Genomic DNA, 26,587 nt, shown 5'->3' with positions numbered 1-26,587 from the left:
CGGGCACATAGCGAAATTACTGCCCAATTCATGCCGCATTGCAACGTGAAACGCGCAAGCGCTCACAAACTGATGGGGGCTCCACTGGCCACACATGTGGCAATACTAGCGTAGGGACCTATAAATGTTGTCATCGAAGATGCCGGGGTTCGCAACCCGGCCGCGCGCCGCGATCGCTTTGGTCGCGGCAACTCTCGTCATCGGTGGAACTGCCACCGAAGCATCCGCCAAATCCCGGCATCACCATTACCGGCACCACCACCGCCAGCACGAGGCCAATACCAGCGACACGTCCAATGCGGGCTCCTGGATGAATGCCAGCGCCTCCGTGGCGCCCTCCTCGGGTTCCAGCCACAGCTTCTCGGGCATGGCCTCCTATTACGGCAATGAGTCCGGCAGTCGCACCGCGTCGGGCCAGCGCTTCAACCAGAACGCCATGACCGCAGCGCACCGTTCGCTGCCATTCGGCACCAAGGTTCGTGTCACCCATGGCGGCCAGAGCGTGATCGTCACCATCAATGACCGCGGCCCGTTCGTTCGCGGCCGTGTCCTCGACCTCTCTACCGGCGCTGCTCGCGCCATCGGCCTGACCGGCGCCGGCGTCGGCCGCGTCACCGCAGAGGTCGTCTCCTGACGGCGCGAGAAGCGCCTCAGTCCACACGCGCAGTTTTCATCACCGTCCAGAAGGACGTGAGCAGTTTGATGCGCGCGTGAAACAAGCCCGTGGTCTTGGGGGACCACGGGCTTTTTGTTTGCCGTCATTGCCGCTCGTGTCCCGGACAAGCTGCAACGCCGCTTGGCGTCGCGGCGCAGAGCCGGGACCCAGAACAGCCACACGGCAATGTGTGGAGACATGGGCCCCGGCTCTGCAGCGCACCGTCGAAGAGACGCTGCGCTGCGTCCGGGGCACGAGATGAGAGTGACGTGCGTACTCTCTCCACCGTCATTGCGAGCGAAGCGAAGCAATCCAGAATCTTGCCGGGGAGGGACTCTGGATTGCTTCGTCGCAAGGGCTCCTCGCAATGACGGGGAGAGAGCGGTGGCCCTACAAAAAGCTCTGCGGGTCGACGTCGACTTCCAGCTTCTGATTGCCTGTCGGCTTCGGGCACACCGCGAGCCAGTTGCGCAAGTAATCCGAGAGATCGAAGCCGCGCGCTGATTTCACCAGGATACGGAAGCGATAGCGGCCCTTGATCACGGCGAGCGGCGCCTCGGCAGGGCCCAGTACCTTCACGCGCTCGTCGCGCGGCGCGACCGCTACGAGGCGGCGCGCAAATCCCTCCGCACTCGGGCGATCGCCGGCGGAAATGACCAGGCCCGCGAGCCGCCCGAACGGCGGATAGAGCGTGCGCTCGCGCAGCTCGATCTCGCTGTTGTAGAACGCCTCGCGATCGCAGGCGATCAGCGCCTTCATCACGGGATGCTCGGGCTGATGGGTCTGGAGATAGCCGACACCGCGACCCTGCTCGCGGCCGGCACGGCCGATCACCTGGTTGAGCAGCTGCCAAGTGCGCTCGGCGGCGCGCGGATCGCCGTTGCTGAGGCCGAGATCCGCATCGACCACACCGACCAAATTGAGCCGCGGAAAATTGTGGCCCTTGGCGACGAGCTGGGTTCCGATGATGATATCGACGCGGCCCTCGGCAATTTCATTCAGCTCCGAGCGCATCGTCTCGATCGAGGTAATGAGATCGCTCGACAGCACCATGGCGCGGGCTTGCGGGAACAGCGCCGCCGCCTCCTCCTGCAAGCGCTCGACGCCGGGCCCGACCGCGACCAGAGATTCTTCGGCCGCGCAATGCGGGCAGACGTTCGGCCGCGGCATCGAGAAGCCGCAGTGATGGCAGACCAGCCGCTGGCGGAATCTGTGATCGACCAGCCAGGCATCGCAAATGGTGCAGGCGAAGCGATGGCCGCAGGCGCGGCACAGCGTCAGCGGCGCGTAGCCGCGACGATTGAGGAACAACAGCGCCTGCTCGCGCCGCTCGATCGCGGTCCGGATCTCGCTGGCAAGTCGCGGCGAGATGAAGCGGCCGCGCGCCGGCTGCTCACGGCGCAGGTCGATCGCCTCGATATGCGGCATGTGCTGGCCGCCGAAGCGCGAGGGCAGCGCGATGCGCTGATAGCGTCCCTTGCGCGCATTGACCTCGGACTCGACCGACGGCGTCGCAGACGCCAGCACGATCGGAATTTTTGCGATATGCGCCCGCACCACCGCCATGTCGCGGGCGTGATAATGCACGCCGTCGTCCTGCTTATAGGCCTGGTCGTGCTCTTCGTCGACGACGACGAGGCCGAGATTGGCGTAGGGAAGAAACAGCGCCGAGCGCGCGCCGACCACGACCGGCGCGCTGCCTTCCGAGATCGCCGCCCAGTTGCGCGCGCGGGTGCGCGGGGTGAGCTCCGAATGCCATTCCAGCGGGCGCACGCCGAAACGGCGTGCGAAGCGATCGAGGAACTGGCCGGTGAGTGCGATCTCGGGCATCAGGATCAACGACTGCTTGCCACGGCGGATGGTCTCGGCGACCGCCTCGAAATAGACCTCGGTCTTGCCCGAGCCGGTGACGCCGTCCAGCAGCGCGACATGGAAGGTGCCGTTGGCCGCAAGCGCGCGCATCGCATCGACCGCCGCGCGCTGGAGATGACTGAATTCCGGCTGGCCGTAGGCGGGGTCGGGCGCCGGTGGTGGCGGCGGCGGCGGCAACGGCTCGACCGTCAGGGTGCCTTCATCGACGAGGCCGTCGATCACCCCGGCCGAGACGCCGGCCTCCTTCACGACATCGGACTTGCCGTGCAGCAGACGATCCGAGAGTACCTCGATCACGCGCCGCCGCGCCGGCGTCAGCCGCCTTGGCGGATCGCCGACCAGCCGGACGCCGGCGCGCATCCGCTCGGGCCCGAGATTTTCGCCCATGCGCAGGCACATGCGCAAAACCATGCCGCGCGGACCGAGCGTGTAGTTGGCAACCCAGTTGACCAGCGCGCGCAGCTCGCTCTTGAGCGGCGGGACGTCGAGCTTTTCGCTGACGTCCTTCAGACGGTTGTGCAGGCGCGGATCCGGATTGGCGTTCTCCGCCCACACCACCGCCAGCACCTCGCGCGGGCCGAGCGGCACGCCGACGAGATCGCCCGCCTTCAACTCCATGCCGCGCGGCACGCGGTAGGAATAGGTCTGGTCGAGCGCGACCGGCACCAGCACGTCGACCATGCGGGTCGCGTTGGCGGAAACGGCGTTGCTGCGCGGCGAATGATCCATGACCAGAGAATCGGAACCCGGGGGGCCTCAAGGCTAGCCGCGCGAGGCGGCCTTAGCGAACGATAAACGAGTGTGATGCGATATACTGTGCGGAATCATTACGTCCAGAGCGCATGAGCAAAGCGGCTGCCCCACAAATCGAGCTCGCCAGCGCCGACGACAGCATCGCGCAGGAGATGATGCGCTGGCTGTCGCACCTCGGCGCCGAGCGGCGGCTGTCGCCGAAGACGCTGGAGGCCTATGCGCGCGACCTCAGGCAGTGCCTGGATTTCCTTTGCGCGCATTGGGGCGAGCCCGTGACGCTGAAGCGCTTCGCCGCATTGGAGGCCAGCGACATCAGAGCCTTCATGGCGATGCGCCGCGCCGACGACGTCGCCGGCCGCTCCTTGATGCGCGCGCTTGCCGGCCTGCGCTCGTTCGGCCGCTTCCTGGAGCGCGAGGGCAAGGGTAAAGTCGGCGCGCTCTCGGCGATCCGCGCGCCAAAGGTGGCCAAGAGCCTGCCGAAGCCGCTGCCGATGGCATCCGCCAAACGCCTCACTGATGCCGACGAACGCGCCGGCGAAGAGCGCGAGACCTGGATTCTCGTTCGCGACGCCGCCGTGATGGCCCTGCTCTACGGCTCGGGCCTGCGGATCTCGGAAGCTTTGGGACTAAAGCGGCGCGACGTGCCACGCCCCGGTGAAGGCGACGTGCTCGTCGTCACCGGCAAGGGCAACAAGACGCGCATGGTGCCGGTGCTGCAAAACGTGCTGGCGCTGGTCGCCGAATATGTCGCGATGTGCCCGCATCCGCTTGTACCCGAAGGGCCGATCTTCGTCGGCGCGCGCGGCGGCGCCTTGAGCCCGCGCATCATCCAGCTCGCGATGGAGCGGCTGCGCGGCGCACTGGGACTACCCGACAGCGCCACGCCGCATGCACTCCGGCATTCCTTTGCCACGCATCTATTGTCGCGCGGCGGCGACTTGCGCGCGATCCAGGAATTGCTCGGCCATTCCTCGCTGTCGACCACGCAGGTCTACACCGACATCGATTCCGAGCGGCTGCTCGAAGTCTACGCCAGCGCGCATCCGCGGCGGTGAATTCACGCAGAAGCCGTCGCGCCCCGGACCAGCGCGGCACGCTGTGATGCACTGCTGAGCCGGGGCCCACGCCATGGAGCCCGGCTCTGCGTCGCACCGCTTACGCGCTGCGCCGCGTTCGGGATACAAGAGTTGGCGACCTGACACACTCCCGTCACAACGCGCTGGCCTCTTGCGCATGCCGCACGGTTCGGTCAATCGTGGGGCACCGAGGCAGGAGAGGAATTCATGAGCGCACACGAAAGCATGGAGCATGCGGAGCATGCCGAGCACGCATCCGGCGAGAACAAGAAGATCGCCCTTCTGATCGCGGTGCTGGCGCTGTTCCTTGCGATCTCTGAGACGCTCGGCAAAGGCGCGCAGACCGAGGCGATCAGCAAGAATGTCGAGGCCGCCAATCTCTGGGCGTTCTTCCAGGCCAAGAGCATCCGCCGCACCGTGGTGCAGACCGCGGCCGAGCAGGGCAAGCTCACGCTGGGCTCGATCGCCGACGACGCCAACAAGGCGGCCATCCAGAAGCAGATCGAAGACTGGCAGAAGACCGCGGCGCGCTATCGGTCCGAGCCGGAAACCGGCGAGGGCACCGAGCAGCTTGCCGAGAAGGCCAAGCACGCCGAGCACGAGCGCGACGAGGCGACCGCAAAATACCATCACTTCGAGCTGGCCTCGGCCGCCTTCCAGATCGGCATCGTGCTGGCCTCCGCCACCATCATCACGGGCATTCTGGCGCTCGCCTATGTCGGCGGCCTGCTGACGCTGGCCGGCATCGTGATGACCGTGCTCGGCATGTGGTGGCCGCATCTGCTGCATCTGCACGGATAGCGGCGCGCGGGACAGCGCAGCAATCTGCCGCCACACATTCCGCTGTCATGCCCCGCCACCGGGTCTCGCCTTCGGCGAGCCCGATGACAGGCTGGCGGGCCATCCAGTACGCCGCAGCCGCTCCGTATCCACACGCCGTCTCTGGAATACTGGAATGACCGCGAGTGAGATAACGCCGGTCGTGATGGTCAGCGCGCCTCGTGCACGCTCTTGCGGAAGCGCTGGATCAGGCGGAGCACCCGGGAGGACCATCCCTCGCCATTGCCAGTGAGGACGTTCTTGAGGCGCAGCTTGATCGGCTCGACCAACGCAGTTGCCCTGGCGCGGATCGTCAACACGAGCTCATAGAGCCGCTCGAACCAGGCCATCTCCAAGAGCTTGTCGCGCGTCACGTCGAACACGAAGGCAGTGATGCCGACGCCGAGCAGTTTGGCAAACAGGAGCGTGAACACCGCGCTCATCCAATATTCGTGGGTGAGCAGCCAGAGCCCGACCAGTTTCAGCGGAAACAGCGGGATGATCGGTACGGCGAAGACGATCAGCGTCATTGCCGGCGACAGCGCGTCGACGCGATCTGTCAGCCATTCCTTGAAGCGCGCGAGCGGGATCGCGGCGACGACACGCGCCACGATCGGCTCGAGATGGTCCCACAGCCAGGCTTCGATCAAGAAGATGATCGCCAGCAGGACCCAGACCGGTTGAAGAAGGCGGCGCAGCATATGTTTCCCGCCCGATTCCGCGTAGGGCGCGTACCTACATATGGATGGCCCGCTTGCCGACCGCAAGCGCGGCTTCCTTGATGGCCTCGGAGCGGGTCGGATGCGCATGGCAGGTGCGGGCGAGATCTTCCGCGCTGCCCCCAAACTCCATCAGCACACACGCTTCGTGGATCATTTCGCCGGCTTCACGACCGACAATGTGCACGCCAAGCACACGATCGGTCTTCGCGTCTGCGAGAATCTTCACGAAACCGTCGGTGGTCTGGTTGACCTTGGAGCGGCCGTTGGCGGTAAAGGGAAACTTCCCGACGGTGTAGGCCGCACCCGCCTGCTTCAACTCTTCCTCGGTCTTGCCGACGGAAGACACTTCCGGCGTGGTATACACCACACCTGGGATCACGTCGTAGTTCACGTGGCCGGCCTGACCGGCGAGAATTTCTGCAACCGCAACGCCCTCGTCTTCCGCCTTGTGCGCGAGCATGGGGCCGGCGACGACATCGCCGATGGCATAGACGCCCCTCAGGGTGGTCGCGAAGTGGGCATCGATCTGGACGCGGCCGCGGTTGTCCAGCGCAACGCCGGCCTCCTTCAGCCCCAGACCGTCGGTGTAGGGCACGCGACCGATGCAGACCAGCACGACATCGGCTTCGATGGTCTCGGCGGCGCCGCCGGCGGCCGGCTCTACCTTCGCAAGCAGCGCCTTGCCGTTTGCTTCGACGCCCGTGACCTTGGAGCCGAGCTTGAATGCAAATCCCTGCTTTTCAAGAATGCGCTGGAATTGCCGTGCGATCTCGCCGTCCATGCCAGGCAGGATGCGATCGAGGAATTCGACGACCATGACTTCGGCCCCGAGGCGGTGCCAGACCGAGCCGAGCTCGAGCCCGATCACGCCCGCGCCGATGATCAGCAGCTTGCCCGGCACCTTCTCCAGCGACAGAGCGCCGGTCGACGACACGATGCGCTTCTCGTCGATCTCGATGCCGTTCAGCCGTGCGATATCCGAGCCGGTGGCGATCACGATGTTCTTGGTCTCGATGACTTGCGATTTGCCGTCGGCGGAGACCTCGACCTTGCCGGTGCCCAGGATCTTGCCGCTGCCCATGAGCACGTCGATCTTGTTCTTCTTCATCAGGAATTCGACGCCCTTGACGTTACCGTCGATGCCCTGCTGCTTGAAGTTCATCATCGCGGGCAGATCGAGCTTCGGCGCCGGGACCGAGACACCCATCTTGGCAAACGAATGCCCGGCTTCCTCGAACATCTCGGAGGCGTGCAGCAGCGCCTTCGACGGCATGCAGCCGACATTGAGGCAGGTGCCGCCGAGCGTGGCATTCTTTTCCACCACGGCGACTTTCATGCCGAGCTGGCTTGCGCGCACCGCGCAGACATAACCGCCCGGTCCGGTGCCGATGACGACGAGATCGTAGGTAGCCATGAGAGGAAGTCCTGTAGGAGATGTTGAGATGTGTCAGCGTCCGCCGGACACATCGAGAATGGCCGAGGTCACGTAGGAGGCATCGTCGGACATCAGCCAGACGATGGCATTGGCGATTTCCTCCGCCGTGCCGACGCGCTTCATCGGCACCATATGGGCCAGACGATGGGCGCGGTCGGGCTCGCCGCCGGCGGCGTGGATTTCGGTGTCGATCAGGCCGGGACGGATCGCGGCGACGCGGATGCCTTCGCCGGCGACCTCATAGCCGAGGCCGACGGTGAAGGAATCGATCGCGCCCTTGGAGGCGGCATAGTCGACATAGGTGTTGGGCGAGCCGAGCTTGGCGGCGACCGACGACAGGTTGACGATCACGCCGCCCTTGCCGCCATGCTTGGTCGACATCCGCTTCACCGCCTCGCGCGCGCAGAGGATGGAGCCGGTGACGTTGACCGCCATCACGCGCTGGATGCGCTCGGCCGACATCTCGTCGACGCGCACGCCGCTCTTGCCGACGATGCCGCCATTGTTGACGAGCGCGCCGAGCGTGCCGAACTGGTCGGCGGCCTTGAACAGCGCGAGGATGTCCTTCTCCTCGGCGACGTCGCACTTCACCGCGATCGCCTTGCCGTTCATGGCCTCGATCCGGGCGACGACCTCGTCGGCGGCCTTCTTGTTGCTGGCATAGCCCACAACGACGCGGAAGCCGCGCGCGGCCGCCGCAATCGCCGTCGCCCGCCCAATGCCACGGCTACCGCCGGTGATGATCGCAACCTTGTCCGTCACGCTCGCCTCCATCTTTGCGCACACGCCGTCGCCCGTGCAGGCGACGGCGTTTTCAGGCTTGGATATCAGAGATCGAGAACCAGCCGCGCCGGATCTTCCAGGCTCTCCTTGACGCGGACCAGGAAGGTCACGGCTTCCTTGCCGTCGATCACGCGGTGATCATAGGACAGCGCCAGATACATCATCGGGCGGACCTCGATCTTGCCGCCGACGACCATCGGCCGTTCCTGGATCTTGTGCATGCCGAGGATGCCGGACTGCGGTGCGTTCAGGATCGGCGTCGACATCAGCGAGCCATAGATGCCGCCATTGGTGATGGTGAAGGTGCCGCCCTGCATCTCCTCGATCTTGAGCTGGCCGTCGCGCGCGCGGCGGCCGAAATCGGCGATGCCCTTCTCGATGTCGGCGATCGACTTCTGATCGCAGTCGCGGACCACGGGCACGACAAGCCCCTTGTCGGTGCCGACGGCGACGCCGATGTGATAGTAGTTCTTGTAGATCAGGTCGGTGCCGTCGATCTCGGCGTTCACCGCCGGGATGTCCTTCAGCGCCTGCACGACCGCCTTGGTGAAGAAGCCCATGAAGCCGAGCTTGGAGCTGTGCTTCTTCTCGAACACGTCCTTGTAGTGCGCGCGCAGCGCCATGACGTTGGTCATGTCGACCTCGTTGAAGGTCGTCAGCATCGCAGCCGTGTTCTGCACGTCCTTCAGCCGCCGCGCGATGGTCTGGCGCAGGCGGGTCATCTTGACGCGCTCCTCGCGCGCGGCGTCATCCGCCGGCGACGGGGCGCGCACCTGCACCGCCGCGGCCGGCTGGTTGACCGGGGTCGGCGCCGCGGCGGCGCGCTCGATCGCGGCGAGCATGTCGCCCTTGGTGACGCGGCCGTCCTTGCCGGAGCCGGGCACGGTCGAGGCGTCGATGCCGGTCTCGGCCGAAAGCTTCCGCACCGACGGGGCGAGCGGCGCATCGGCCGCAGGCGCCTTGGGCGCTGCGGGCGCGGGCGCAGCAGCGGGAGCGGCGGCGGCCGGCCTGGCGGCAGCAGCCGTCGGCTTGGCGGCGCCGGCGCCATCGGTGATCTGTCCGAGCAGCGCGCCCACCGCGACCGTCGCACCGTCAGCGGCGATGATCTCGCTGAGCGTGCCGGCCGAGGGCGCCGGCACTTCGATGGTGACCTTGTCGGTCTCGAGCTCCACCAACGGCTCGTCGACGGCGACAGGATCGCCGGCCTTCTTGAACCAGCGGCCGATGGTAGCCTCGGTGACGGATTCGCCGAGTGTCGGCACACGAATTTCAGTCATGGTCTTTTCCTTAAGGGATCGCCAGTGCGGTCATAAAGTCTTGAACGTCATCGCCCGCGTAAGGCAGGCCATCCAGCAAGCCGGGACGTTCGCACTCAGCACGGACGACACGGCGTACCGGATGCCCCGCTCCAGTGCGCAGTTGCGCACAAGGCGGGGCATGACGCAGTTCAAAATTGGTCAGCTCAAAGCTTCGTCCAGGAATGCCTTCAACTGCGCCAGATGCTTCGACATCAAGCCGGTCGCGGTCGCGGCGGATGCGGCGCGGCCGACATAGCGCGGACGCCGGCTCACGCCGTTCACCTGGTTGAGCACCCATTCGAGATAGGGCTCGATGAAGTGCCACGCACCCATGTTGCGTGGCTCTTCCTGGCACCAGATCACCTCGGCCTTCTTGAAGCGCGAGAGCTCGGCGACCAGCGCCTTCAGCGGCACCGGATAGAGCTGTTCGATACGCATCAGGTAGATGTCGTCGATGCCGCGCTTCTCGCGCTCCTCGTAGAGGTCGTAATACACCTTGCCCGAGCAGAGCACGATACGACGGATCTTCTCGTCCGGAACGAGCTTGAAGGCCTCGGTCGGCAGCATCTGGGCGTCATCATACAGGATGCGGTGGAACGTCGTGCCCTTGGCGAGCTCGTCGAGCCGCGACACCGCGCGCTTGTGGCGGAGCAGCGACTTCGGCGTCATCAGGACCAGGGGCTTGCGGATCTCGCGATGAAGCTGGCGGCGCAGCACGTGGAAGTAGTTTGCCGGCGTCGTCGGATAGACCACCTGCATGTTGTCTTCGGCGCACATCTGCAAGTAGCGCTCGAGGCGCGCCGAGGAGTGCTCCGGCCCTTGCCCCTCATAGCCATGCGGCAGCATGCAGACGAGACCCGACATGCGCAGCCATTTGCGCTCGCCCGAGGAGATGAACTGGTCGAACACGACCTGCGCACCGTTGGCGAAATCACCGAACTGCGCTTCCCACATCGCCAGCGCATTGGGCTCAGCCAGTGAAAAGCCGTATTCGAAGGCGAGCACCGCTTCTTCGGAGAGCAGCGAATTGATGACCTCGTAGTGGCCCTGCTCGCCGCCGAGATGGTTGAACGGCGTGTAGCGGCTCTCGTCTTCCTGGTCGATCAGCACGGAATGGCGCTGCGAGAACGTGCCGCGCTCGGAGTCCTGGCCCGACAGCCGCACATGATGACCTTCCTGCAGCAGCGAGCAGAACGCCAGCGCTTCGCCGGTCGCCCAGTCGATGCCGACGCCGTTATCGATCGCCTTGGCGCGGTTCTCCAGGAAGCGTTGGATGGTGCGGTGAACGCGGAAACCATCCGGCACCTTGGTGATCTTGCGGCCGATCTCCTTGAGGATCGGCAGATCGACGCCGGTGACGCCGCGCCGCGCATCCTCTTCCTGGTCGGCAAGCTTGAAGCCGGCCCACTTGCCGTCGAGCCAGTCGGCCTTGTTCGGCTTGTAGCTGGTGCCGGCCTCGAACTCGGCATCCAGCCGCGCGCGCCAATCGGCCTTGGCCTTCTCGACCTCGCCTTCCGTGATGACGCCCTCGGCAACCAGCCGCTTCGCATAAATCGAGAGCGTCGATGGATGCGAGGCGATCTGCTTGTACATGACCGGCTGGGTGAAAGCCGGCTCGTCGCCCTCGTTATGGCCATACCGGCGATAGCAGAACATGTCGATGACGACCGGCTTGTGGAATTTCTGCCGGAACTCGATTGCGACCTTGGCTGCGAACACCACGGCTTCCGGATCGTCGCCGTTGACGTGGAAGATCGGCGCATCGATCATCTTCGCCACGTCGGACGGGTAAGGCGAAGAACGGGAATAACGCGGATAGGTGGTGAAGCCGATCTGGTTGTTGACGATGAAATGCAGCGAGCCGCCGGTGCGGTAGCCCTTCAGGTCGGACAGGCTGAAACACTCGGCAACCACGCCCTGGCCGGCAAATGCCGCGTCGCCATGCATCAGCAGCGGCAGCACCGAGATGCGCTGGTCCGGCGGATCGCCATGCTGATCCTGCTTGGCGCGCACCTTGCCGAGCACGACGGGGTCGACGATCTCGAGATGCGAGGGGTTGGCAGTCAGCGACAGATGGATGCGGTTGCCGTCGAACTCGCGGTCCGAGGACGCTCCAAGATGATACTTGACGTCACCGGAGCCTTCGACGTCCTCCGGATTCGCCGAGCCGCCCTTGAACTCATGGAACAGGGCGCGGTGCGACTTGGCCATCACCTGCGTCAGCACGTTGAGGCGGCCGCGATGCGGCATGCCCAGCACGATTTCCTTCACGCCGAGATTGCCGCCGCGCTTGATGATCTGCTCGAGTGCGGGGATCAGCGACTCGCCGCCGTCGAGGCCGAAGCGCTTGGTACCGGTGAACTTGATGTCGCAGAACTTTTCAAAGCCTTCGGTTTCGATCAGCTTCATCAGGATCGCACGGCGACCTTCACGAGTGAACGAGATCTCCTTGTCCGGACCTTCGATGCGTTCCTGGATCCAGGCCTTCTGCGCCGCGTTGCTGATATGCATGAACTCGACGCCGAGCGTCTGGCAGTAGGTGCGCTCGCAGATCGCGACGATCTCGCGGAGCGAGCCGTATTCGAGGCCCAGCACGTGATCGAGGAAGATCTTGCGGTCGAAGTCGGCCTCGCTGAAGCCGTAGGTGCGCGGGTCGAGCTCCTCGCGGTTGCGGGGCGCCTCGATGCCGAGCGGATCGAGCTTGGCGTGGAAATGCCCGCGCATGCGGTAGGCGCGGATCAGCATCAGGGCGCGCACCGAATCGCGGGTGGCCTGGAGCACGTCCGCGGAGGACAGATCAGCCCCCTTGGCCTGCGCCTTCGCGGCGATCTTGCTGCCGACCGCTTTCTCGACCTGGGCCCAGTTGCCGTCGAGCGCCGAGGTCAGCTCGTCCTGGGGGGCGACCGGCCAGTTGTCCCGGGCCCAGGACGGCCCCTCCGCGTTCTTGCGAACGTCGGCTGGCTGGTCCTTCAGGCTCCGGAAGAACTCCTGCCACTCGGCGTCAACAGAGGAGGGGTCTTCCTCGTAGCGGGCGTAGATTTCGTCGATGTAGGTGGCGTTGGTGCCCTGCAAAAAGGAGGAGAGGGCAAAGGCTGCGTTCGCGTCCTGGCGAGACATACTTGAGTTCCTGGCGATTTCGGTTCGCGCAAATGAAAACGGCGCCGACACCGATCCTCCGGCAGCGGATCGGCGTGTCAGGCACCGTTTACCCTATCTGCTCCGAACTTTCGCCCGGAAAAGCACCAAGAACTGAATCAGTTTTTCAACATTTCGGCAAGGGTATGCCCGAGCCGAGCGGGGGACGGAGAGACGGTAATACCGGCCGATTTCATCGCTTCGGTCTTGGAACCGGCGTCACCCTTACCGCCCGAAATGATCGCGCCGGCATGGCCCATGCGACGGCCGGGAGGTGCAGTAACACCGGCAATGAATCCGACCATCGGCTTCTTGCGGCCACGCTTGGCCTCGTCCTTGAGGAACTGCGCAGCGTCCTCCTCGGCGGAACCGCCGATCTCGCCGATCATGATGATCGATTCGGTCTTGGGGTCGGCCAGCAGCATTTCCAGCACGTCGATGAACTCGGTGCCCTTGACCGGGTCGCCGCCGATGCCGACCGCGGTGGTCTGGCCGAGGCCTTCCTGCGAGGTCTGGAACACGGCTTCATAGGTCAGCGTACCGGAACGGGAGACGATGCCGACGCTGCCGGTCTTGAAAATATTGGCGGGCATGATGCCGATCTTGCATTCGCCGGCCGTCATGACGCCCGGGCAGTTCGGCCCGATCAGGCGCGACCTGGAGCCGGCGAGCGAGCGCTTCACCCGCACCATGTCGATGACCGGAATGCCTTCGGTGATGCAGACGATCAGCGGGATCTCGGCATCGATGGCTTCGCAGATCGCATCCGCAGCCCCCGGCGGCGGCACGTAGATCACGGACGCATCGGCGCCGGTCTTCTCACGCGCCTCGCGCACGGTGTCGAACACCGGCAGCCCGAGATGCGTCGCGCCGCCTTTGCCGGGTGAGGTGCCGCCGACCATCTTGGTGCCGTAGGCAATCGCGGCCTCGGAGTGGAAGGTGCCGTTCTTGCCGGTAAAGCCCTGGCAGATGACCTTGGTGTTCTTGTCGATCAGGATGGACATGAGGTCTGCTTTCGCGAAACTAACAGTGAGAGGTCAGTGGATGCGGCGATAGACGCCAGTGAGCACGTCGGCCCAGCCTTCCGCGTCCGGCGAGAACTGAATCTTCAACGAGTAGGAATTGTCGTCGATGATCTCGTAGACGTGGCGCGCATTGCCGCGCAGCGAGCCCCGCACCAGCGTCAGGGTCTTGCCGACCCAGCCGCCGGACGCGGGCGAGGGCGGCGTGTAGCCGAGCGAGTCGTACCAGAACAACTTGTAGGTCCGGTCGTCGCGGTCGTAGGTGAAGATGCCGTGGGTGGCGAAGATCTGCTTGCCGTCGCGCATCTGGACGCTGTCCTGGATCAGATAGAAGCCGTTGAGATCCATGCGTGCCACCGTGCGCGAGGTCGCAGGTCCCCCAGCATTCCAGCGCGACGGGTAGACCATCTCCTCGCCATTCCATTCACCGGCGAAAGCGGCGAGACGCGCGTGTTCCGGCAGCGGAGATGATTGAGCGAGATGGTCCTGGGGCATGGCCTAGCCTCCCTTGACGGCCTTCACGATCTTCTGTGCGGCGTCATCGAGATTGTCGGCCGGCACGACATTCAGGCCTGATTCACGGATGATCTTCTTGCCGAGCTCGACATTGGTGCCTTCGAGGCGGACCACCAGCGGGACGCTGAGACCGACTTCGCGCACTGCAGCCGTGACGCCCTCGGCGATCACGTCGCACTTCATGATACCACCGAAGATGTTGACCAGAATGCCCTTCACGTTCGGGTCGGCGGTGATGATCTTGAAGGCGGCGGCGACCTTCTCCTTGCTGGCGCTGCCGCCAACGTCGAGGAAGTTGGCCGGCGCCATGCCGTAGAGCTTGATGATGTCCATGGTCGCCATGGCAAGGCCGGCGCCGTTGACCATGCAGCCGATATTGCCGTCGAGGGTGACGTAGTTGAGATCGTATTTCGAGGCCTCGATCTCCTTGGCGTCCTCCTCGGTCTCGTCGCGCAGCGCCAGCACTTCGGGATGACGGAACAGCGCGTTGTCGTCGAAGGAGACCTTGGCATCGAGCACGCGGAGCTGACCCTGCTTGGTCACGACCAGCGGGTTGATCTCCAGCATCGACATGTCCTTGGCGACGAAGGCGGCAAAGAGCTGCGCGGTGAGCTTTTCCGCCTGCTTGGCGAGATCGCCGGACAGGTTCAGCGCCTTGGCAACGGTGCGGCCGTGATGGCCCATGATGCCGGTCGCCGGATCGACCGAGAAGGTGACGATCTTCTCAGGGGTGTTGTGCGCGACGTCCTCGATGTTGACGCCGCCTTCGGTCGACACCACGAAGGAGACGCGCGAGGTCTCGCGATCGACCAGGATCGAGAGATAGAACTCCTTGTCGATGTCCGAGCCGTCCTCGATGTAGAGGCGGTTGACCTGCTTGCCCGCCGGGCCGGTCTGCACGGTCACGAGCGTGGCGCCGAGCATCTGCTTGGCGAATTCGGCAACCTCAGTGACCGACTTGGCGATGCGGACACCACCCTTGTCGCCGGCGCTGGCCTCCTTGAACTTGCCCTTGCCGCGGCCACCGGCATGGATCTGGCTCTTCACCACCCAGACCGGGCCCGGGAGAGCCTTTGCCGCCGCTTCCGCGTCGGCTGCCTTCAGGACCGGAACGCCCTTGGAGATCGGCACGCCGAACTCGTTCAAAAGCGCCTTGGCCTGGTACTCGTGGATATTCATCTGGTCGCTCCCTGAACCCGCGCGCGGTGACCTCGGGGGTTCACCTCAAATTTGCCCTCTGGCATACCATATACCACAGCTGCTGCAACCCGGAATCTTTTGGAATCTGGGGACTACCGGATCCGGGAACCCACCTGACGGGGAACCCCGGATATGAAAGCGCCGAGGATCGGGTCCGATCCTCGGCGAGATTTTTCCCGATCAGCGGCCCAGAAGGTCGGGCGCGATCTTCTTGCAGGCATCGACCAGGCCTGACACCGCGCCGACCGACTTGTCGAAAGCCTCGCGGTCCTTGCCGGCGAGCTCGATCTCGACGACGCGCTCGACGCCCTTGGAGCCGATGACGACGGGCACGCCGACATACATGTCCTTCACGCCGTATTCGCCGTTCAGATAGGCGGCGCAGGGCAGCACGCGCTTCTTGTCCTTCAGATAGCTCTCGGCCATCGCGATCGCGGAGGCCGCCGGCGCATAGAAGGCCGAACCGGTCTTCAGCAGGTTGACGATCTCCGCGCCGCCATTGCGGGTGCGGTCGACGATCTCGTCGAGGCGCGCCTGCGAGGTCCAACCCATCTTGACGAGGTCGGGCAGCGGAATGCCGGCGACGGTGGAGTACTTCACCAGCGGCACCATGGTGTCGCCGTGGCCGCCGAGCACGAAGGCGGTGACGTCTTCGACCGAAACGTTGAACTCATCGGCCAGGAAGTAGCGGAAGCGCGCCGAATCCAGCACGCCGGCCATGCCGACGACCTTCTTGTGCGGCAGGCCCGAAGCCTTCTGAAGCGCCCAGACCATCGCGTCGAGCGGGTTGGTGATGCAGATGACGAAGGCGTCGGGGGCGTACTTCTTGATGCCGGCACCGACCTGCTCCATGACCTTGAGGTTGATGGAGAGGAGGTCGTCGCGGCTCATGCCGGGCTTGCGCGGCACGCCGGCGGTGACAATGCAGACCTTGGCGTTGTCGAGCGCCTCGTAGGAGTTCGCGCCGGCGTAGTGCGCGTCAAAACCGTCGACCGGCGAGGACTGCGCGATGTCGAGCGCCTTGCCCTGCGGCACGCCCTCGGCGATGTCGAACATCACCACGTCGCCGAGTTCTTTCAGGCCGATGAGATGAGCCAACGTTCCGCCGATCTGGCCGGAGCCAATCAAAGCAATCTTGTCGCGCGCCATGTGAACCTGTCCTCTAGCATCCGAAGGAGGGGAAAAACTGAGAGGGTGGTTATCCCTTTCGCCTCCCCCGTTCAAGTCGCCGAATGCCCAATTGTCGGGCTTGCCGACGCCTCGGGCACGCAGCCCTGTCATTCCGGAGCGCGACGAAAGTCGCGAGCCCGGAATCCATCGGGCGAAAGAAGCGCGCTGATGAATGGATTCCGGGCTCGTCGCTTCGCGACGCCCCGGAATGAAAGGATCAGAGCATAGGACTTAAGTCTCCACGAGGCCCTTGGTGGAGCCGCTGGCCGTGGAATCCCTGCGGCCGTGCGGCTGCGCCAGATAGGATTCCGAGCTCATCTCGATCAGGCGCGAGGACGTGCGCTTGAACTCGTTGGCCTCGTTGCCTTCGTTGGCCAGGTACAGCGACACCGGATTGGCTTCGGCCGAGGCCATCAGCTTCACGGCATTGTCATAGAGCGTGTCGATCAGCGTGATGAAGCGCTTGGCGGCGTTGCGCTCGGCAAAGTCCATCACTGGAATATGGTCGACCAGGATGGTGTGATAGTCGTGGGCGAGCCTGAGGTAGTCGGATGCTCCGAGCGGCTTCTCGCAGAGATCGGCGAACGAGAACCGTGCCACGCCGTGCGCGGAGCACGGCACGTGCAGGATGCGACCCTTGATCGAAATGTCGCGCGACTTGCCTCTGGCATGGCCGGTCATCCTCGCCCAGGCGCGATCGAGCGCGACATCGGCGTCGGCATCGGCCGGCACCAGCCACATCTTCACGCCCTGAAGTTTCTCCAGCCGGAAGTCGGTGCGCGCATCGAGCCGCAGCACGTTCATGTGGTCGTTGATCTCTGCGATGAAGGGGAGGAACAGCGCGCGGTTGAGTCCGCCCTTGTAGAGATCGTCGGGTGCGACGTTCGACGTCGCCACCACCACCGTGCCGAGGTCGAACAGTTTTGCGAACAGCCGTCCGAGGATCATCGCATCCGCGATGTCGGTGACGTGAAACTCGTCGAAGCAGAGCAGCCAGCTCTCCTCGAAGATCGCATTCGCCGTAAGAGCGATGACGTCGCCGTCGGCGATCTCGCCGCGCGCGATGTTCTGGCGATAACCGTAGATGCGCTCGTGCACCTCGGCCATGAATTCGTGAAAATGGGCGCGGCGCTTGTGCGTGACGGAGGAGTACTGAAAAAACAGATCCATCAGCATGGTCTTGCCGCGACCGACCTCGCCATGGATGTAGAGCCCGCGCGGCGCGTCATCCTTGTCGCCGTTGCCGAACAGACGGCCGAGCAGGCCCTGCTTGCGTGCCGGCTTGTAGCTCGCAAGCCGCTGGTCCAGCGCCGCAAAGGCCTGCGCGACCTCGGCCTGGGCCGCATCCGGCTCGATCGCGCCGGATGAGATCTGCGCCTGGTATTCCGCGCGGAACGATGAATTGGGGGTGGAGAGCATGGCCCCTTACCGCCAGAGACTGGCCGAAAATGCAAGCCGAGAATTGGCGGTGGGGGTATGCGGATTTCATGTCCCGGACGCACGGAGTGACGCTGCGCAGAGCCGGGACCCACGATTTCGTTCCTAGGAGGCGATCGGCCCCGGCTCAGCAGCGCACGGCGCACGCGCTGCGCCGCGTCCGGGGCGCGAGAGTTACCTACGCGCAGAGGTCGTAGGAATCCTCGACGATGTAAGGCCCACCGCCGGTGGATGCGCGCGAGGAGAACAGCACGAAACGTTCGGCCGTGAACACCTTGCTGGGGAAATAGCCGCGCACCGAGAGATAGTCGGCCACGTCCTGGCTCGAGGCATCATGCAGCCGCGCCAGCGTGACGTGCGGGATGAACTTGCGGCCCTCGGGATCGAGGCCGATGCGCTGCATCATCCGCTCGAGCTCGGCCTGCAATTCGATCAAGGGCCGGCTCGGCTCGATGGCAGCGACGACTGCGCGCGGCTTGCGGCCGCCGAAGCTCGTGAGTCCCTGCACCTTCACCTCGAACGGCTTGCGGTTGACCCGAAACAGCAGCGAGGCGATCTCGTTGGCGAAAGCGCCGTCGATATCGCCGATGAAGCGCAAGGTAACGTGATAATTTTCGGGATCGATCCAGCGGGCGCCTGGAAGGCCACCGCGTAAGTTGGAAAGCGTCTGACCGACCTCGGCCGGAATTTCCAGACCCGTGAACAAACGTGGCATCGTTGAGCCTCCCGATGCTTGGGCATGACCCTGGATTAAGGACCATATCCAAATTAGAGCCGGCGACGAATCACCGGTAACCTGATTCCTATCGCAGTTATGTGACTCTGCGAAGCTTGGTGCGGGCTACTCCGGGAAAACCCTGGGAATTAGGGTTGGTTTTGCCTGCTTTTCAACGCTGTTGCCCGCTTATCGTGCCAAGGAATGCCTCGACGGTGGGCATGATGTTCTTGACGATGATGTCGACGCCCGCGGGCGTGGGATGAATGCCGTCGGCCTGGTTGAGCTTGGCGTCGGCCGCAACGCCGTCGAGGAAGAACGGATAGAGCGGCACGTCGAATTTTTTCGCCAGATCCGGATAAATCGAATTGAAGCGCGCGGCATAATCAGCCCCGTAGTTCGGCGGCGCCAGCATGCCACACAGCATCACCGCAACGCCACGCGCCTTCAGCCGCGCCACGATGTCGCTGAGCGCCGCCCGCGTGACGTCGGGATCGAGCCCGCGCAGCGCATCATTGGCCCCGAGCTCGACGATCACGCCCTCGGTTCCCTCCGGCACCGACCAGTCGAGCCGGTCGCGGCCGCCGGACGAGGTGTCGCCGGATACCCCGGCATTGATCATCTCGACCGCTATATCTTTGTCCCGCAAGGCTTTTTGGAGCTTCATGGGAAATGCCTCCTGGCCCTGGAGGCCGAGACCGGCGCTCAGAGAATCGCCGAGCACGACGAGCTTGATCGGTGGTTTGGCCTGCGCACTGGCGCCGGCAATCCCCGTCATCAAAGCGACCATCAACACGGCTATGTGCATGAAGAATCCGTAACGCCTCTCGACCGGGTGCGCGGAGTTGCCATATGACCGGACCATGGACAGTCGCATCGAATCCTCTTCGCTGGCCGGCACGACGCCGGACACCATCTCCATCGCCAACGTCAATCTCTCACTGGGCACGGGCGCGGCACGCGTTCACATTCTCAAGGATATCAGCCTTCGGGTCGGCCGCAGTGAAGCGATCGGCCTGATCGGCCCGTCAGGCTCGGGCAAATCCACGCTGCTGATGGTGATGGCGGGGCTGGAGCGTCCTGATAGCGGAGAGGTGGTGGTGGGCGGCACGCCTTTCAATGCCCTCGACGAGGACGCACTCGCCCGTTTTCGCGGCCGCGAGGTCGGCATCGTCTTCCAGTCCTTTCATCTGATCCCGACCATGACCGCGCTCGAGAATGTCGCAGTCCCCCTCGAACTCGCCGGCAATCCCGATGCGGGAAAGCGCGCCGCGCAGGAGCTGCAATCTGTCGGGCTCGGAGATCGCCTGCATCACTATCCCTCGCAACTCTCGGGCGGCGAGCAGCAGCGAGTCGCGCTCGCCCGCGCGCTGGCGCCGGACCCTGCGATCCTGGTCGCCGACGAGCCCACCGGCAATCTCGATGAAGCGACCGGAAAGCAGATCGTCGATCTCATCTTCGGCAAGCATGCCGAGCGCGGCATGACGCTGGTGCTGGTGACCCATGATTCCTCGCTCGCGCACCGCTGCGACCGCGTAATCCGCCTGCGTTCCGGGCGCATCGATACGCAGTTTTCGCAGTCATGAGCGTCGCCGGCGAACCGTTCGCGCCAAAACCATTCGCGCCAAAACCATTCGCGCCAAGACCATTCGCGCCAAGACGCGCGGCCGCGCTGTCGCTGCGCTATGCGCTACGCGAACTGCGCGGAGGCCTGCGCGGCTTCTACGTCTTCATCGCCTGCATCGCGCTTGGCGTGATGGCGATTGCCGGTGTCGGCTCGGTCGCGGCGAGTCTCAGCGAAGGCCTCGCGCGCGAAGGCCGCACGCTGCTCGGCGGCGACGCCTCGTTCGTGCTGTTCCAGCGCGAGGCAAAGCCGGAGGAGATCGCCTTCCTGCGCTCGCGCGGCACGCTGTCGATCGCCGCGACCTTGCGCGGGATGGCGCGGGCGGCCGACGGCAGGCTCGCGCTGGTCGAGATGAAGGCGGTCGACGGCAATTACCCGATGCTCGGCCAGCTGATGCTGACGCCGGCGATGCCGCTGACGGATGTCCTCGCGGAGCGTGACGGCGCGTTCGGTGCCGCCGCCGATCCGACGCTGCTGGCCCGGCTGTCCCTCAAGACCGGCGACCGCGTCACCATCGGCAACGCGACCTTCCAGATCCGCAGCGCGGTCGAGGCCGAGCCCGACAAGCTCGCCGGCGGTATCGGCTTTGGCCCGCGCTTCCTGATCAGCGAGGCGGGCCTGCGCGCCACCGGCCTGATCCAGCCGGGCAGCCTGGTGCGCTGGGTCTATCGCGTCAAACTGCCGGACAGCGCCAACAGCGAGCGCGCGACCGAGGCCTTCATCAGCGATGCCCGTAACGCGGCACCGCAGGCCGGCTGGGAGATCCGCAGCCGCTCCAATGCCTCGCCGCAGCTCGAGCGCAATATCAGCCGCTTCACCCAATTCCTGACGCTGGTCGGCCTCGCCGCGCTGTTGGTCGGAGGCGTCGGCGTCGCCAATGCCGTGAAAAGCCATATCGACCGCCGGCTCGAGGTCATCGCGGCGTTCAAGGCCGTCGGCGCGACAGGACGTGACGTGTTCGGCATTTATCTCGCGCAGGTGATCCTGCTCGCGGGGATCGGCTCGGTAATCGGGCTGGCGCTTGGCGCAGCGCTCCCCTTCGCCATCGTCGCCCTTTTTGGAAAGCTGTTGCCGCTGCCGGTGATCCCGGCCGTGCATGCCGACGAGCTGGCGCTCGCCTTCGTCTATGGCTTGCTCACCGCGCTCGCCTTCGGCCTGTGGCCGCTCGGGCGCGTCCATGACGTGCCGGTGGCCGCGCTGTTTCGCGACACGATCAGCGCCGAATGGCACCGGCCGCGCTGGCGTTATCTCGCCTTCATGGCCGTGGTGGTCGCGCTTCTCGTCGCAGTCGTGATCGGGCTGTCCTTCGACAAGCGCATCGCCACGGTATTCGTGCTCTCGTCTGTCGTGGTGTTTGCGGTGCTGCGCGGCATTGCGGGCCTCTTGATGGCCGTCGCGCGGCGATTGCCGCGCACGCGGCTGCCGATGCTGAGGCTTGCGGTCGCCAACATCCACCGTCCGGGAGCGCTGACGCCGTCGGTCGTGCTCTCGCTGGGGCTCGGGCTCGCTGTCCTCGTCACCATCACCCAGATCGACGGCAATCTGCGCCGGCAGTTTCTCGCGGCGCTGCCGGACCGGGCGCCGTCGTTCTACTTCATCGATATTCCGAGCGCGCAAGCCGAGCGGTTCGACGGCTATCTGCGCCAGATCGCGCCGGGGGCGAAGGTTGAGGACGTGCCGATGCTGCGCGGCCGCATCGTCGCCGCGCGCGGCGTCAAGGCCGAGGAGCTCAAGCCTGCGACCGACGCCGAGTGGGTGCTGCAAAGCGACCGCGGCCTGACCTATACCAGCGAGCTGCCGAAGGGCTCCAAGGTGGTCGACGGCGAATGGTGGCGCGCCGACTATTCCGGCCCGCCGCTGGTCTCGATGGAGAAGAAGATCGCCGACGGGCTCGGGCTCAAGCTCGGCGACGAGATCGTCGTCAACGTGCTCGGCCGGGACATTCCCGCAAAGATCTCCAACCTGCGCAACATCGACTGGCAGGGGCTCGGCATCAATTTCGTTCTGGTGTTCTCGCCCAATGCCTTCAAGGGCGCGCCGCACACCCATATCGCCACCCTGACCGAGCAGGGCGGCGATGCGGCCGGCGACGGACGCATCATCAAAGAGGTCGCCGATGCCTATCCGATGGTGACGAGCGTGCGGGTCCGCGAGGTCATGGAGACGGTCGGCTCGGTCGTCACCAATCTCACGCTGGCGATCCGCGGCGCCAGCGCGGTGACGCTGATCTCGGCCGTCCTGGTGCTGGGCGGCGCGCTCGCCGCCGGCCATCGTCACCGGGTCTACGACGCCGTGATCCTGAAGACGCTGGGCGCCACACGGCTGCGGCTGCTCGGCGCCTATGCGCTCGAATATCTCCTGATCGGGCTCGCCACCGCCGTGTTCGGCGTCATCGCCGGCAGCATCGCGGCCTGGATGATCGTGACCCGGCTGATGACGCTGAGCTTCGTCTGGCAGGCCGGCAGCGCGGCCGGCGTGGTCGCCTCCGCGCTTGTCGTCACGGTCGGGCTCGGGCTTGCCGGGACGCTGCTGGCGTTGAACCAAAAACCCGCCACGGTGTTACGGAATTTGTGACAAATTGAAGCGGGCAGCGGCGCGGTACCCCCCAATCGAGGAATTTTCCGGGGTTAACCACGGCCGCGCGTCGGGATTGCGCGTCCAGGCGACATTCAGCCGCGCGTGAACGCTTGCAGTGAATGTGTTAGTTTCCCACATATCGAGTGGGTTCGGATCCCCGATTGTTATGCAAAATTAATGTCGGCAGACATCGGTATCCGAGATAGAGTTTTGACGACCCGGCGGCGCCAACCCTTGCGTCCCGGCCAACCAACGGGAATTCGACCATGTCGGACCTAGACCGCAACTACGCTTCTCCTTTCGGCAGAGCCGCCGGGCGTGTCGACGCCGCGACGGTCGATGCCGGCCTGCGCGCATACATGCTGCGCATCTACAATTACATGAGCGTCGGCCTGGCCATCACCGGCCTCGCCGCGCTCGGTGTCTACATGGCGGCCGTGACCAACGACCCGTCGGGCGCCGCCGCGAAGATCGGCAACGCGTTCCTGACGCCGTTCGGCTACGCGATGTTCGTGAGCCCGCTGAAATGGCTGTTCATCCTGGCGCCGCTCGCCATGGTGTTCGTGATCTCGGCCGGCATCAACCGCCTCGCCCCCTCGACCGCCCAGATCCTGTTCTGGGTGTTCTCGGCGCTGATGGGCATCTCGCTGTCCTCGATCTTCCTGGTGTTCACGCACACCTCGATCGTGCGGGTGTTCTTCATCACCGCGGCCACCTTCGGCGCGCTGAGCCTCTATGGCTACACCACCAAACGTGACATGAGCGGAATGGGATCGTTCCTGTTCATGGGCCTGATCGGCATCATCATCGCGAGCCTCGTCAACCTGTTCCTGGCGAGCTCGGCGCTGCAGTTCATCGTGTCGGTGGTCGGCGTGCTGGTGTTCGCGGGCCTCACCGCCTGGGACACCCAGCGGCTGAAGAACGACTACATCTACGGCTACGCCTCGGCCGGCGGTGACATTGCCGAACGTGCGGCGATCACCGGTGCGCTGTCGCTCTACCTGAACTTCATCAACCTGTTCACGCTGCTGCTGCAGCTGCTCGGCCAGCGCGACTAGGCGCCGATACGAGTGAGCAACACGAACCCCGGCCGCAAGGCCGGGGTTTTCGTTTGGGCGAGGTCGCATCCGCTAACTCCGTCGTTGCGAGGAGCCACCCGGTCCCGCCTTCGGCGGGCCGGATGACAGGCTCCGCGACGAAGCAATCCACCTTCCACGGATACATTTCTGGATTGGTTCGCTGAGCCTGTCATCGGGCCGCGCTACGCGCGGACCCGGTGGCGCGCAATGACGATGGGGGAAGCGGTGTTGCCCCCTTCCGGCCGCCGCGGGGAGGCTCTAATCTCCCCCCATGTCTGCACCTGAAATCAGGCCCACGACCGAGGCCGATCTTCCCGCCGTCACCGCCATCTACGAGCACGCCGTGCGCCACGGCACTGCGACCTTCGAGCTCGAACCACCCGACCTCGCCGAGATGACGCGCCGCTACCGCGCGCTGGCGGATGGAGGCTACCCGTATTTCGTGGCCGTGCTCGAGAACCGGATCGCCGGCTACGCCTATGCCGGCGCCTACCGGCCGCGGCCGGCCTATCGCTTCACGGTGGAGAACTCGATCTATCTCGATCCGTCGTTCCATCGACGCGGCATCGGCTCGGCGCTGTTGCAACGCCTGATCGTCGAATGCGAGGCGCGCGGCTTCCGCCAGATGATCGCCGTGATCGGCGATTCCGCCAATGCCGGCTCGATCGGGGTACACACCAGCGCCGGCTTCAAGATGATCGGCACGCATCCCAATGTCGGCCTGAAGTTCGGCCGCTGGCTGGACACGGTGATGATGCAGCGCGAACTCGGCGAGGGCGCAACGAGCGTGCCGGAGAGGTAGGCGAAGCGCAATCCGGGAACGCCCCGCATGTGGATTAACCCCGGATTTCGCTTCCGCTCCATCCGGGCTGCGATGCCCTTGTCGCACCACCGCCAGTGCCGATGACTTAATCGAGCCGCTACACCACCGCCAGCTTGCGGTCGATCGCGAGCAGCACGCGCTCGAGCTCGTGGCCGCGGCGCAGGATCAGGCCGGTCGCCGAGATCACGCTGTACATGCCCTGCTTGCGCGCGAGCCGCGGGTCTTTCTCGATGCGGTAGATCGGCACTTCGGAGGCGCGGCGATAGACCGAGAACACGGCACGGTCTCTCAGGAAATCGATGGCATAGTCGCGCCACTCGCCGTCGGCGACCATGCGGCCATAGAGGTTGAGGATGCGATGCAATTCGGGCCGGTTGAACGTCACCCGGCCTGCCTGGGAACCCGCAGCGGCGCTCCGCGCCACTGCGCGCTGCTCGCTCGGATCGGCATCCTCCGGCATCAGACTCATGGGCGCCTCCCTGTCGCTCCGACACGTGACCGGCGGCCGTAAAAACCGTGCCCGTCCCGCGGATCATGACAGTTGCATGATTGCGCCAACCGCGGCCCGCCGCAAGGGGCGCCAACCGCGCGGCTGCACATCGCACCGCAAACACACCTCCCGGCTGTGGAACCCGCTCGCGACATACCGTCACGGGATCGTTAGCAGGAATCATAGTCTCGCCGCTTTTCCGCCCAGCGCCTGCCGCCCTGCACTGCGAAAAGATTCGTGTGCGTTGGCCCGGTCCTTTCGGTTCCGGATTCCTCAGCCCCCAGCCCCCCGGGGTCGTCGGGATCGGGCCTGTTCGCACAAAGGAAGGGCCAACGCGAGTTGGTCCTTTTTTGTTGTGGGGGTGTTTCTGCTCGCTGTCATTCCACATTGCGCGATGGGGCGCGATGGCGCGAGCCCTGAATGACCGGAATGCCGCGCGTTGGCGGCTGAGTTGAGTAATCAGTGCAGTGACGTGTACGCCGCGCCCAGCATCGGTCCCGGCTTCTCGCGGTTGCCATCCTGGACGTAGACGACCGCACCGTCGACGCCCTCGCGCGTGAGGTTTTCCAGCGGCACGGTCCAGCTTTCCGGAGTACCGTTCCAGTCACCGACCTTCAGCAGGTTGCGCACCACGTTGTGGTAGGTGATCTGCTGCCCGCGATTTTCGCCACGGCTGATCGAGATCGGCACCGCCCTGGTGATCGAGCAGATCCAGACCTCGCCATGCGAGACCGCCGCCTCCTTGCTCGCCGCTACCGAGACGTTGAGCTGCTTGCCTGCAAGCGACATCGACACCGGCACGCTCATCACGGTGTCTCCCTTGGCGGTCTTCTCGATCGCGCTCTCGATGCCGGCGCGGTCGCTGCCAATGACATGCGCGGAGCCGTTGACCACGACTTGCGGCGTGTAGACCTCGCGGTCGCCGCGCATGCGGGAATAGGCGCGCTGCCGCGCCGAGAAACGCGAATCCGCCAGCGTGTCCTTCCAGCCGAGATAATCCCAGTAGTCGATCGGCATGCTCAGCGCGATGATCGAGGGATCGTTGGAGAGTTCGCCGATGATTTTGTCGGCGGGCGGACAGGACGAGCAGCCCTGCGAGGTGAAGAGCTCGACCACCGCGCGGGGATCGGCGTGGGCGGGACGGATGACGGCGATGATTGCGCAGACGCCAAGTGCACTTGACCAGATCGCACTTGACCAGATCGCACTTGACCAGATCGCACCTGACCAGATCGCACCTGACCATCGCGAAATCAAACCAGAGGCCATCATAGTCATGTTGAACGCCGCACACCTTGCTGATGTCGAGGAGAAATCTTATCGCCGATTGGTCACCGTAGTCTTACGGACAAGCCTTACGGAGAAGTCCCGCGCGCGGGTACGCTC

At 64.9% G+C, this 26,587-nt stretch carries 22 protein-coding genes; 7 read left to right on the top strand and 15 right to left on the bottom strand.

The window, feature by feature from the left end:
* The first annotated feature begins 124 nt into the window (after positions 1-124).
* On the top strand, positions 125-634 hold the full coding sequence (locus tag QA640_RS01875) for a septal ring lytic transglycosylase RlpA family protein (RefSeq protein WP_283039091.1): 510 nt from the start codon (positions 125-127) through the stop codon (positions 632-634).
* Between the two features lie 411 nt (positions 635-1,045).
* Here QA640_RS01875 and QA640_RS01870 read toward each other — a convergent pair whose 3' ends face one another.
* Complete coding sequence (locus tag QA640_RS01870) at positions 1,046-3,256, bottom strand: primosomal protein N' (protein WP_283039090.1); 2,211 nt, start codon at positions 3,254-3,256, stop codon at positions 1,046-1,048.
* A gap of 113 nt (positions 3,257-3,369) precedes the next feature.
* On the opposite strand from QA640_RS01870, the gene QA640_RS01865 reads away from it, so the two are divergent.
* Together QA640_RS01865 and QA640_RS01860 are read left to right on the top strand one after the other, a co-directional pair.
* Complete coding sequence (locus tag QA640_RS01865; RefSeq protein WP_283039089.1) at positions 3,370-4,335, top strand: tyrosine recombinase XerC; 966 nt, start codon at positions 3,370-3,372, stop codon at positions 4,333-4,335.
* A gap of 228 nt (positions 4,336-4,563) precedes the next feature.
* Positions 4,564-5,157, top strand: a complete 594-nt coding sequence (locus QA640_RS01860) for a DUF4337 domain-containing protein (protein WP_283039088.1) — start codon at positions 4,564-4,566, stop codon at positions 5,155-5,157.
* A 188-nt stretch (positions 5,158-5,345) separates the two neighbouring features.
* Here the strand turns inward: QA640_RS01860 and QA640_RS01855 are convergent, their stop codons facing one another.
* The 12 genes from QA640_RS01855 to QA640_RS01800 all read right to left on the bottom strand — a co-directional run bounded on the left by QA640_RS01855 (position 5,346) and on the right by QA640_RS01800 (position 19,416).
* On the bottom strand, positions 5,346-5,876 hold the full coding sequence (locus QA640_RS01855) for a hypothetical protein (RefSeq protein WP_283039087.1): 531 nt from the start codon (positions 5,874-5,876) through the stop codon (positions 5,346-5,348).
* 34 nt (positions 5,877-5,910) lie between these two features.
* Positions 5,911-7,311: a dihydrolipoyl dehydrogenase gene (lpdA, locus tag QA640_RS01850; RefSeq protein ID WP_283039086.1), complete on the bottom strand. Its 1,401-nt coding sequence runs from the start codon at positions 7,309-7,311 to the stop codon at positions 5,911-5,913.
* Positions 7,312-7,344: 33 nt separating this feature from the next.
* On the bottom strand, positions 7,345-8,094 hold the full coding sequence (locus QA640_RS01845; protein WP_283039085.1) for an SDR family oxidoreductase: 750 nt from the start codon (positions 8,092-8,094) through the stop codon (positions 7,345-7,347).
* Between the two features lie 65 nt (positions 8,095-8,159).
* Positions 8,160-9,392 (bottom strand): 2-oxoglutarate dehydrogenase complex dihydrolipoyllysine-residue succinyltransferase, encoded by a 1,233-nt coding sequence (odhB, locus tag QA640_RS01840; protein ID WP_283039084.1) that lies wholly within the window; start codon positions 9,390-9,392, stop codon positions 8,160-8,162.
* A gap of 180 nt (positions 9,393-9,572) precedes the next feature.
* Positions 9,573-12,530 carry a 2-oxoglutarate dehydrogenase E1 component gene (locus QA640_RS01835; protein ID WP_283039083.1) on the bottom strand — a complete coding sequence of 986 codons (2,958 nt, stop codon included), beginning with the start codon at positions 12,528-12,530 and terminating at the stop codon, positions 9,573-9,575.
* Positions 12,531-12,667: 137 nt separating this feature from the next.
* Entirely contained in the window at positions 12,668-13,552 is an 885-nt protein-coding gene (gene sucD, locus QA640_RS01830) for a succinate--CoA ligase subunit alpha (protein WP_283039082.1), read from the bottom strand.
* Between the two features lie 33 nt (positions 13,553-13,585).
* The gene (locus tag QA640_RS01825; RefSeq protein WP_283039081.1) at positions 13,586-14,065 is read right to left on the bottom strand and encodes a DUF1579 family protein; all 480 of its coding nucleotides are present in this window, start codon (positions 14,063-14,065) and stop codon (positions 13,586-13,588) included.
* Between the two features lie 3 nt (positions 14,066-14,068).
* Complete coding sequence (sucC, locus tag QA640_RS01820; RefSeq protein ID WP_283039080.1) at positions 14,069-15,265, bottom strand: ADP-forming succinate--CoA ligase subunit beta; 1,197 nt, start codon at positions 15,263-15,265, stop codon at positions 14,069-14,071.
* Positions 15,266-15,466: 201 nt separating this feature from the next.
* Positions 15,467-16,435 carry a malate dehydrogenase gene (gene mdh / locus QA640_RS01815; protein WP_283039079.1) on the bottom strand — a complete coding sequence of 323 codons (969 nt, stop codon included), beginning with the start codon at positions 16,433-16,435 and terminating at the stop codon, positions 15,467-15,469.
* 252 nt (positions 16,436-16,687) lie between these two features.
* Positions 16,688-17,875: a cell division protein ZapE gene (gene zapE, locus QA640_RS01810; RefSeq protein WP_283039078.1), complete on the bottom strand. Its 1,188-nt coding sequence runs from the start codon at positions 17,873-17,875 to the stop codon at positions 16,688-16,690.
* A gap of 196 nt (positions 17,876-18,071) precedes the next feature.
* Positions 18,072-18,608, bottom strand: coding sequence for an RNA 2',3'-cyclic phosphodiesterase (thpR, locus tag QA640_RS01805; protein WP_283039077.1), 537 nt, complete (start codon positions 18,606-18,608; stop codon positions 18,072-18,074).
* A gap of 172 nt (positions 18,609-18,780) precedes the next feature.
* Positions 18,781-19,416 (bottom strand): arylesterase, encoded by a 636-nt coding sequence (locus QA640_RS01800; protein ID WP_283043091.1) that lies wholly within the window; start codon positions 19,414-19,416, stop codon positions 18,781-18,783.
* A gap of 55 nt (positions 19,417-19,471) precedes the next feature.
* Here QA640_RS01800 and QA640_RS01795 point away from each other — a divergent pair, with 55 nt between their 5' ends.
* From QA640_RS01795 to QA640_RS01780, 4 genes are all read left to right on the top strand, one after another.
* A complete protein-coding gene (locus tag QA640_RS01795; RefSeq protein ID WP_283039076.1) occupies positions 19,472-20,194 on the top strand; it encodes an ABC transporter ATP-binding protein in 723 nt (240 codons plus the stop codon).
* Positions 20,191-22,806 (top strand): FtsX-like permease family protein, encoded by a 2,616-nt coding sequence (locus tag QA640_RS01790; protein ID WP_283039075.1) that lies wholly within the window; start codon positions 20,191-20,193, stop codon positions 22,804-22,806. Before QA640_RS01795 ends, QA640_RS01790 begins: the two co-directional genes overlap by 4 nt.
* A gap of 269 nt (positions 22,807-23,075) precedes the next feature.
* Positions 23,076-23,867 (top strand): Bax inhibitor-1/YccA family protein, encoded by a 792-nt coding sequence (locus QA640_RS01785; RefSeq protein WP_283039074.1) that lies wholly within the window; start codon positions 23,076-23,078, stop codon positions 23,865-23,867.
* Between the two features lie 292 nt (positions 23,868-24,159).
* Positions 24,160-24,690: a GNAT family N-acetyltransferase gene (locus QA640_RS01780; RefSeq protein WP_283039073.1), complete on the top strand. Its 531-nt coding sequence runs from the start codon at positions 24,160-24,162 to the stop codon at positions 24,688-24,690.
* Between the two features lie 118 nt (positions 24,691-24,808).
* Here the strand turns inward: QA640_RS01780 and QA640_RS01775 are convergent, their stop codons facing one another.
* Both QA640_RS01775 and QA640_RS01770 read right to left on the bottom strand, forming a co-directional pair.
* Positions 24,809-25,180: a DUF2794 domain-containing protein gene (locus QA640_RS01775; RefSeq protein WP_283039072.1), complete on the bottom strand. Its 372-nt coding sequence runs from the start codon at positions 25,178-25,180 to the stop codon at positions 24,809-24,811.
* 480 nt (positions 25,181-25,660) lie between these two features.
* Positions 25,661-26,479, bottom strand: a complete 819-nt coding sequence (locus QA640_RS01770; protein ID WP_283039071.1) for a DUF1223 domain-containing protein — start codon at positions 26,477-26,479, stop codon at positions 25,661-25,663.
* Between the last annotated feature and the right edge of the window lie 108 nt (positions 26,480-26,587).

This window comes from Bradyrhizobium sp. CB82 (assembly GCF_029714405.1).
In the GTDB taxonomy this organism is placed as follows: Bacteria; Pseudomonadota; Alphaproteobacteria; order Rhizobiales; family Xanthobacteraceae; genus Bradyrhizobium.
This window is presented reverse-complemented; position numbering and strand designations above follow the sequence as displayed.

Bases quoted from the DNA above. Each gene is read 5' to 3' on its own strand.
- QA640_RS01865 (WP_283039089.1), top strand. From the start codon at position 3,370: ATGAGCAAAGCGGCTGCCCCACAAATCGAGCTCGCCAGCGCCGACGAC.
- lpdA (WP_283039086.1), bottom strand. From the start codon at position 7,311: ATGGCTACCTACGATCTCGTCGTCATCGGCACCGGACCGGGCGGTTAT.
- odhB (WP_283039084.1), bottom strand. From the start codon at position 9,392: ATGACTGAAATTCGTGTGCCGACACTCGGCGAATCCGTCACCGAGGCT.
- QA640_RS01825 (WP_283039081.1), bottom strand. From the start codon at position 14,065: ATGCCCCAGGACCATCTCGCTCAATCATCTCCGCTGCCGGAACACGCG.
- QA640_RS01835 (WP_283039083.1), bottom strand. From the start codon at position 12,530: ATGTCTCGCCAGGACGCGAACGCAGCCTTTGCCCTCTCCTCCTTTTTG.
- zapE (WP_283039078.1), bottom strand. From the start codon at position 17,875: ATGCTCTCCACCCCCAATTCATCGTTCCGCGCGGAATACCAGGCGCAG.
- QA640_RS01795 (WP_283039076.1), top strand. From the start codon at position 19,472: ATGGACAGTCGCATCGAATCCTCTTCGCTGGCCGGCACGACGCCGGAC.
- QA640_RS01870 (WP_283039090.1), bottom strand. From the start codon at position 3,256: ATGGATCATTCGCCGCGCAGCAACGCCGTTTCCGCCAACGCGACCCGC.
- sucD (WP_283039082.1), bottom strand. From the start codon at position 13,552: ATGTCCATCCTGATCGACAAGAACACCAAGGTCATCTGCCAGGGCTTT.
- QA640_RS01785 (WP_283039074.1), top strand. From the start codon at position 23,076: ATGTCGGACCTAGACCGCAACTACGCTTCTCCTTTCGGCAGAGCCGCC.
- QA640_RS01790 (WP_283039075.1), top strand. From the start codon at position 20,191: ATGAGCGTCGCCGGCGAACCGTTCGCGCCAAAACCATTCGCGCCAAAA.
- QA640_RS01770 (WP_283039071.1), bottom strand. From the start codon at position 26,479: ATGACTATGATGGCCTCTGGTTTGATTTCGCGATGGTCAGGTGCGATC.
- QA640_RS01875 (WP_283039091.1), top strand. From the start codon at position 125: ATGTTGTCATCGAAGATGCCGGGGTTCGCAACCCGGCCGCGCGCCGCG.
- QA640_RS01860 (WP_283039088.1), top strand. From the start codon at position 4,564: ATGAGCGCACACGAAAGCATGGAGCATGCGGAGCATGCCGAGCACGCA.
- mdh (WP_283039079.1), bottom strand. From the start codon at position 16,435: ATGGCGCGCGACAAGATTGCTTTGATTGGCTCCGGCCAGATCGGCGGA.
- QA640_RS01800 (WP_283043091.1), bottom strand. From the start codon at position 19,416: ATGCACATAGCCGTGTTGATGGTCGCTTTGATGACGGGGATTGCCGGC.
- QA640_RS01780 (WP_283039073.1), top strand. From the start codon at position 24,160: ATGTCTGCACCTGAAATCAGGCCCACGACCGAGGCCGATCTTCCCGCC.
- sucC (WP_283039080.1), bottom strand. From the start codon at position 15,265: ATGAATATCCACGAGTACCAGGCCAAGGCGCTTTTGAACGAGTTCGGC.
- thpR (WP_283039077.1), bottom strand. From the start codon at position 18,608: ATGCCACGTTTGTTCACGGGTCTGGAAATTCCGGCCGAGGTCGGTCAG.
- QA640_RS01855 (WP_283039087.1), bottom strand. From the start codon at position 5,876: ATGCTGCGCCGCCTTCTTCAACCGGTCTGGGTCCTGCTGGCGATCATC.
- QA640_RS01775 (WP_283039072.1), bottom strand. From the start codon at position 25,180: ATGAGTCTGATGCCGGAGGATGCCGATCCGAGCGAGCAGCGCGCAGTG.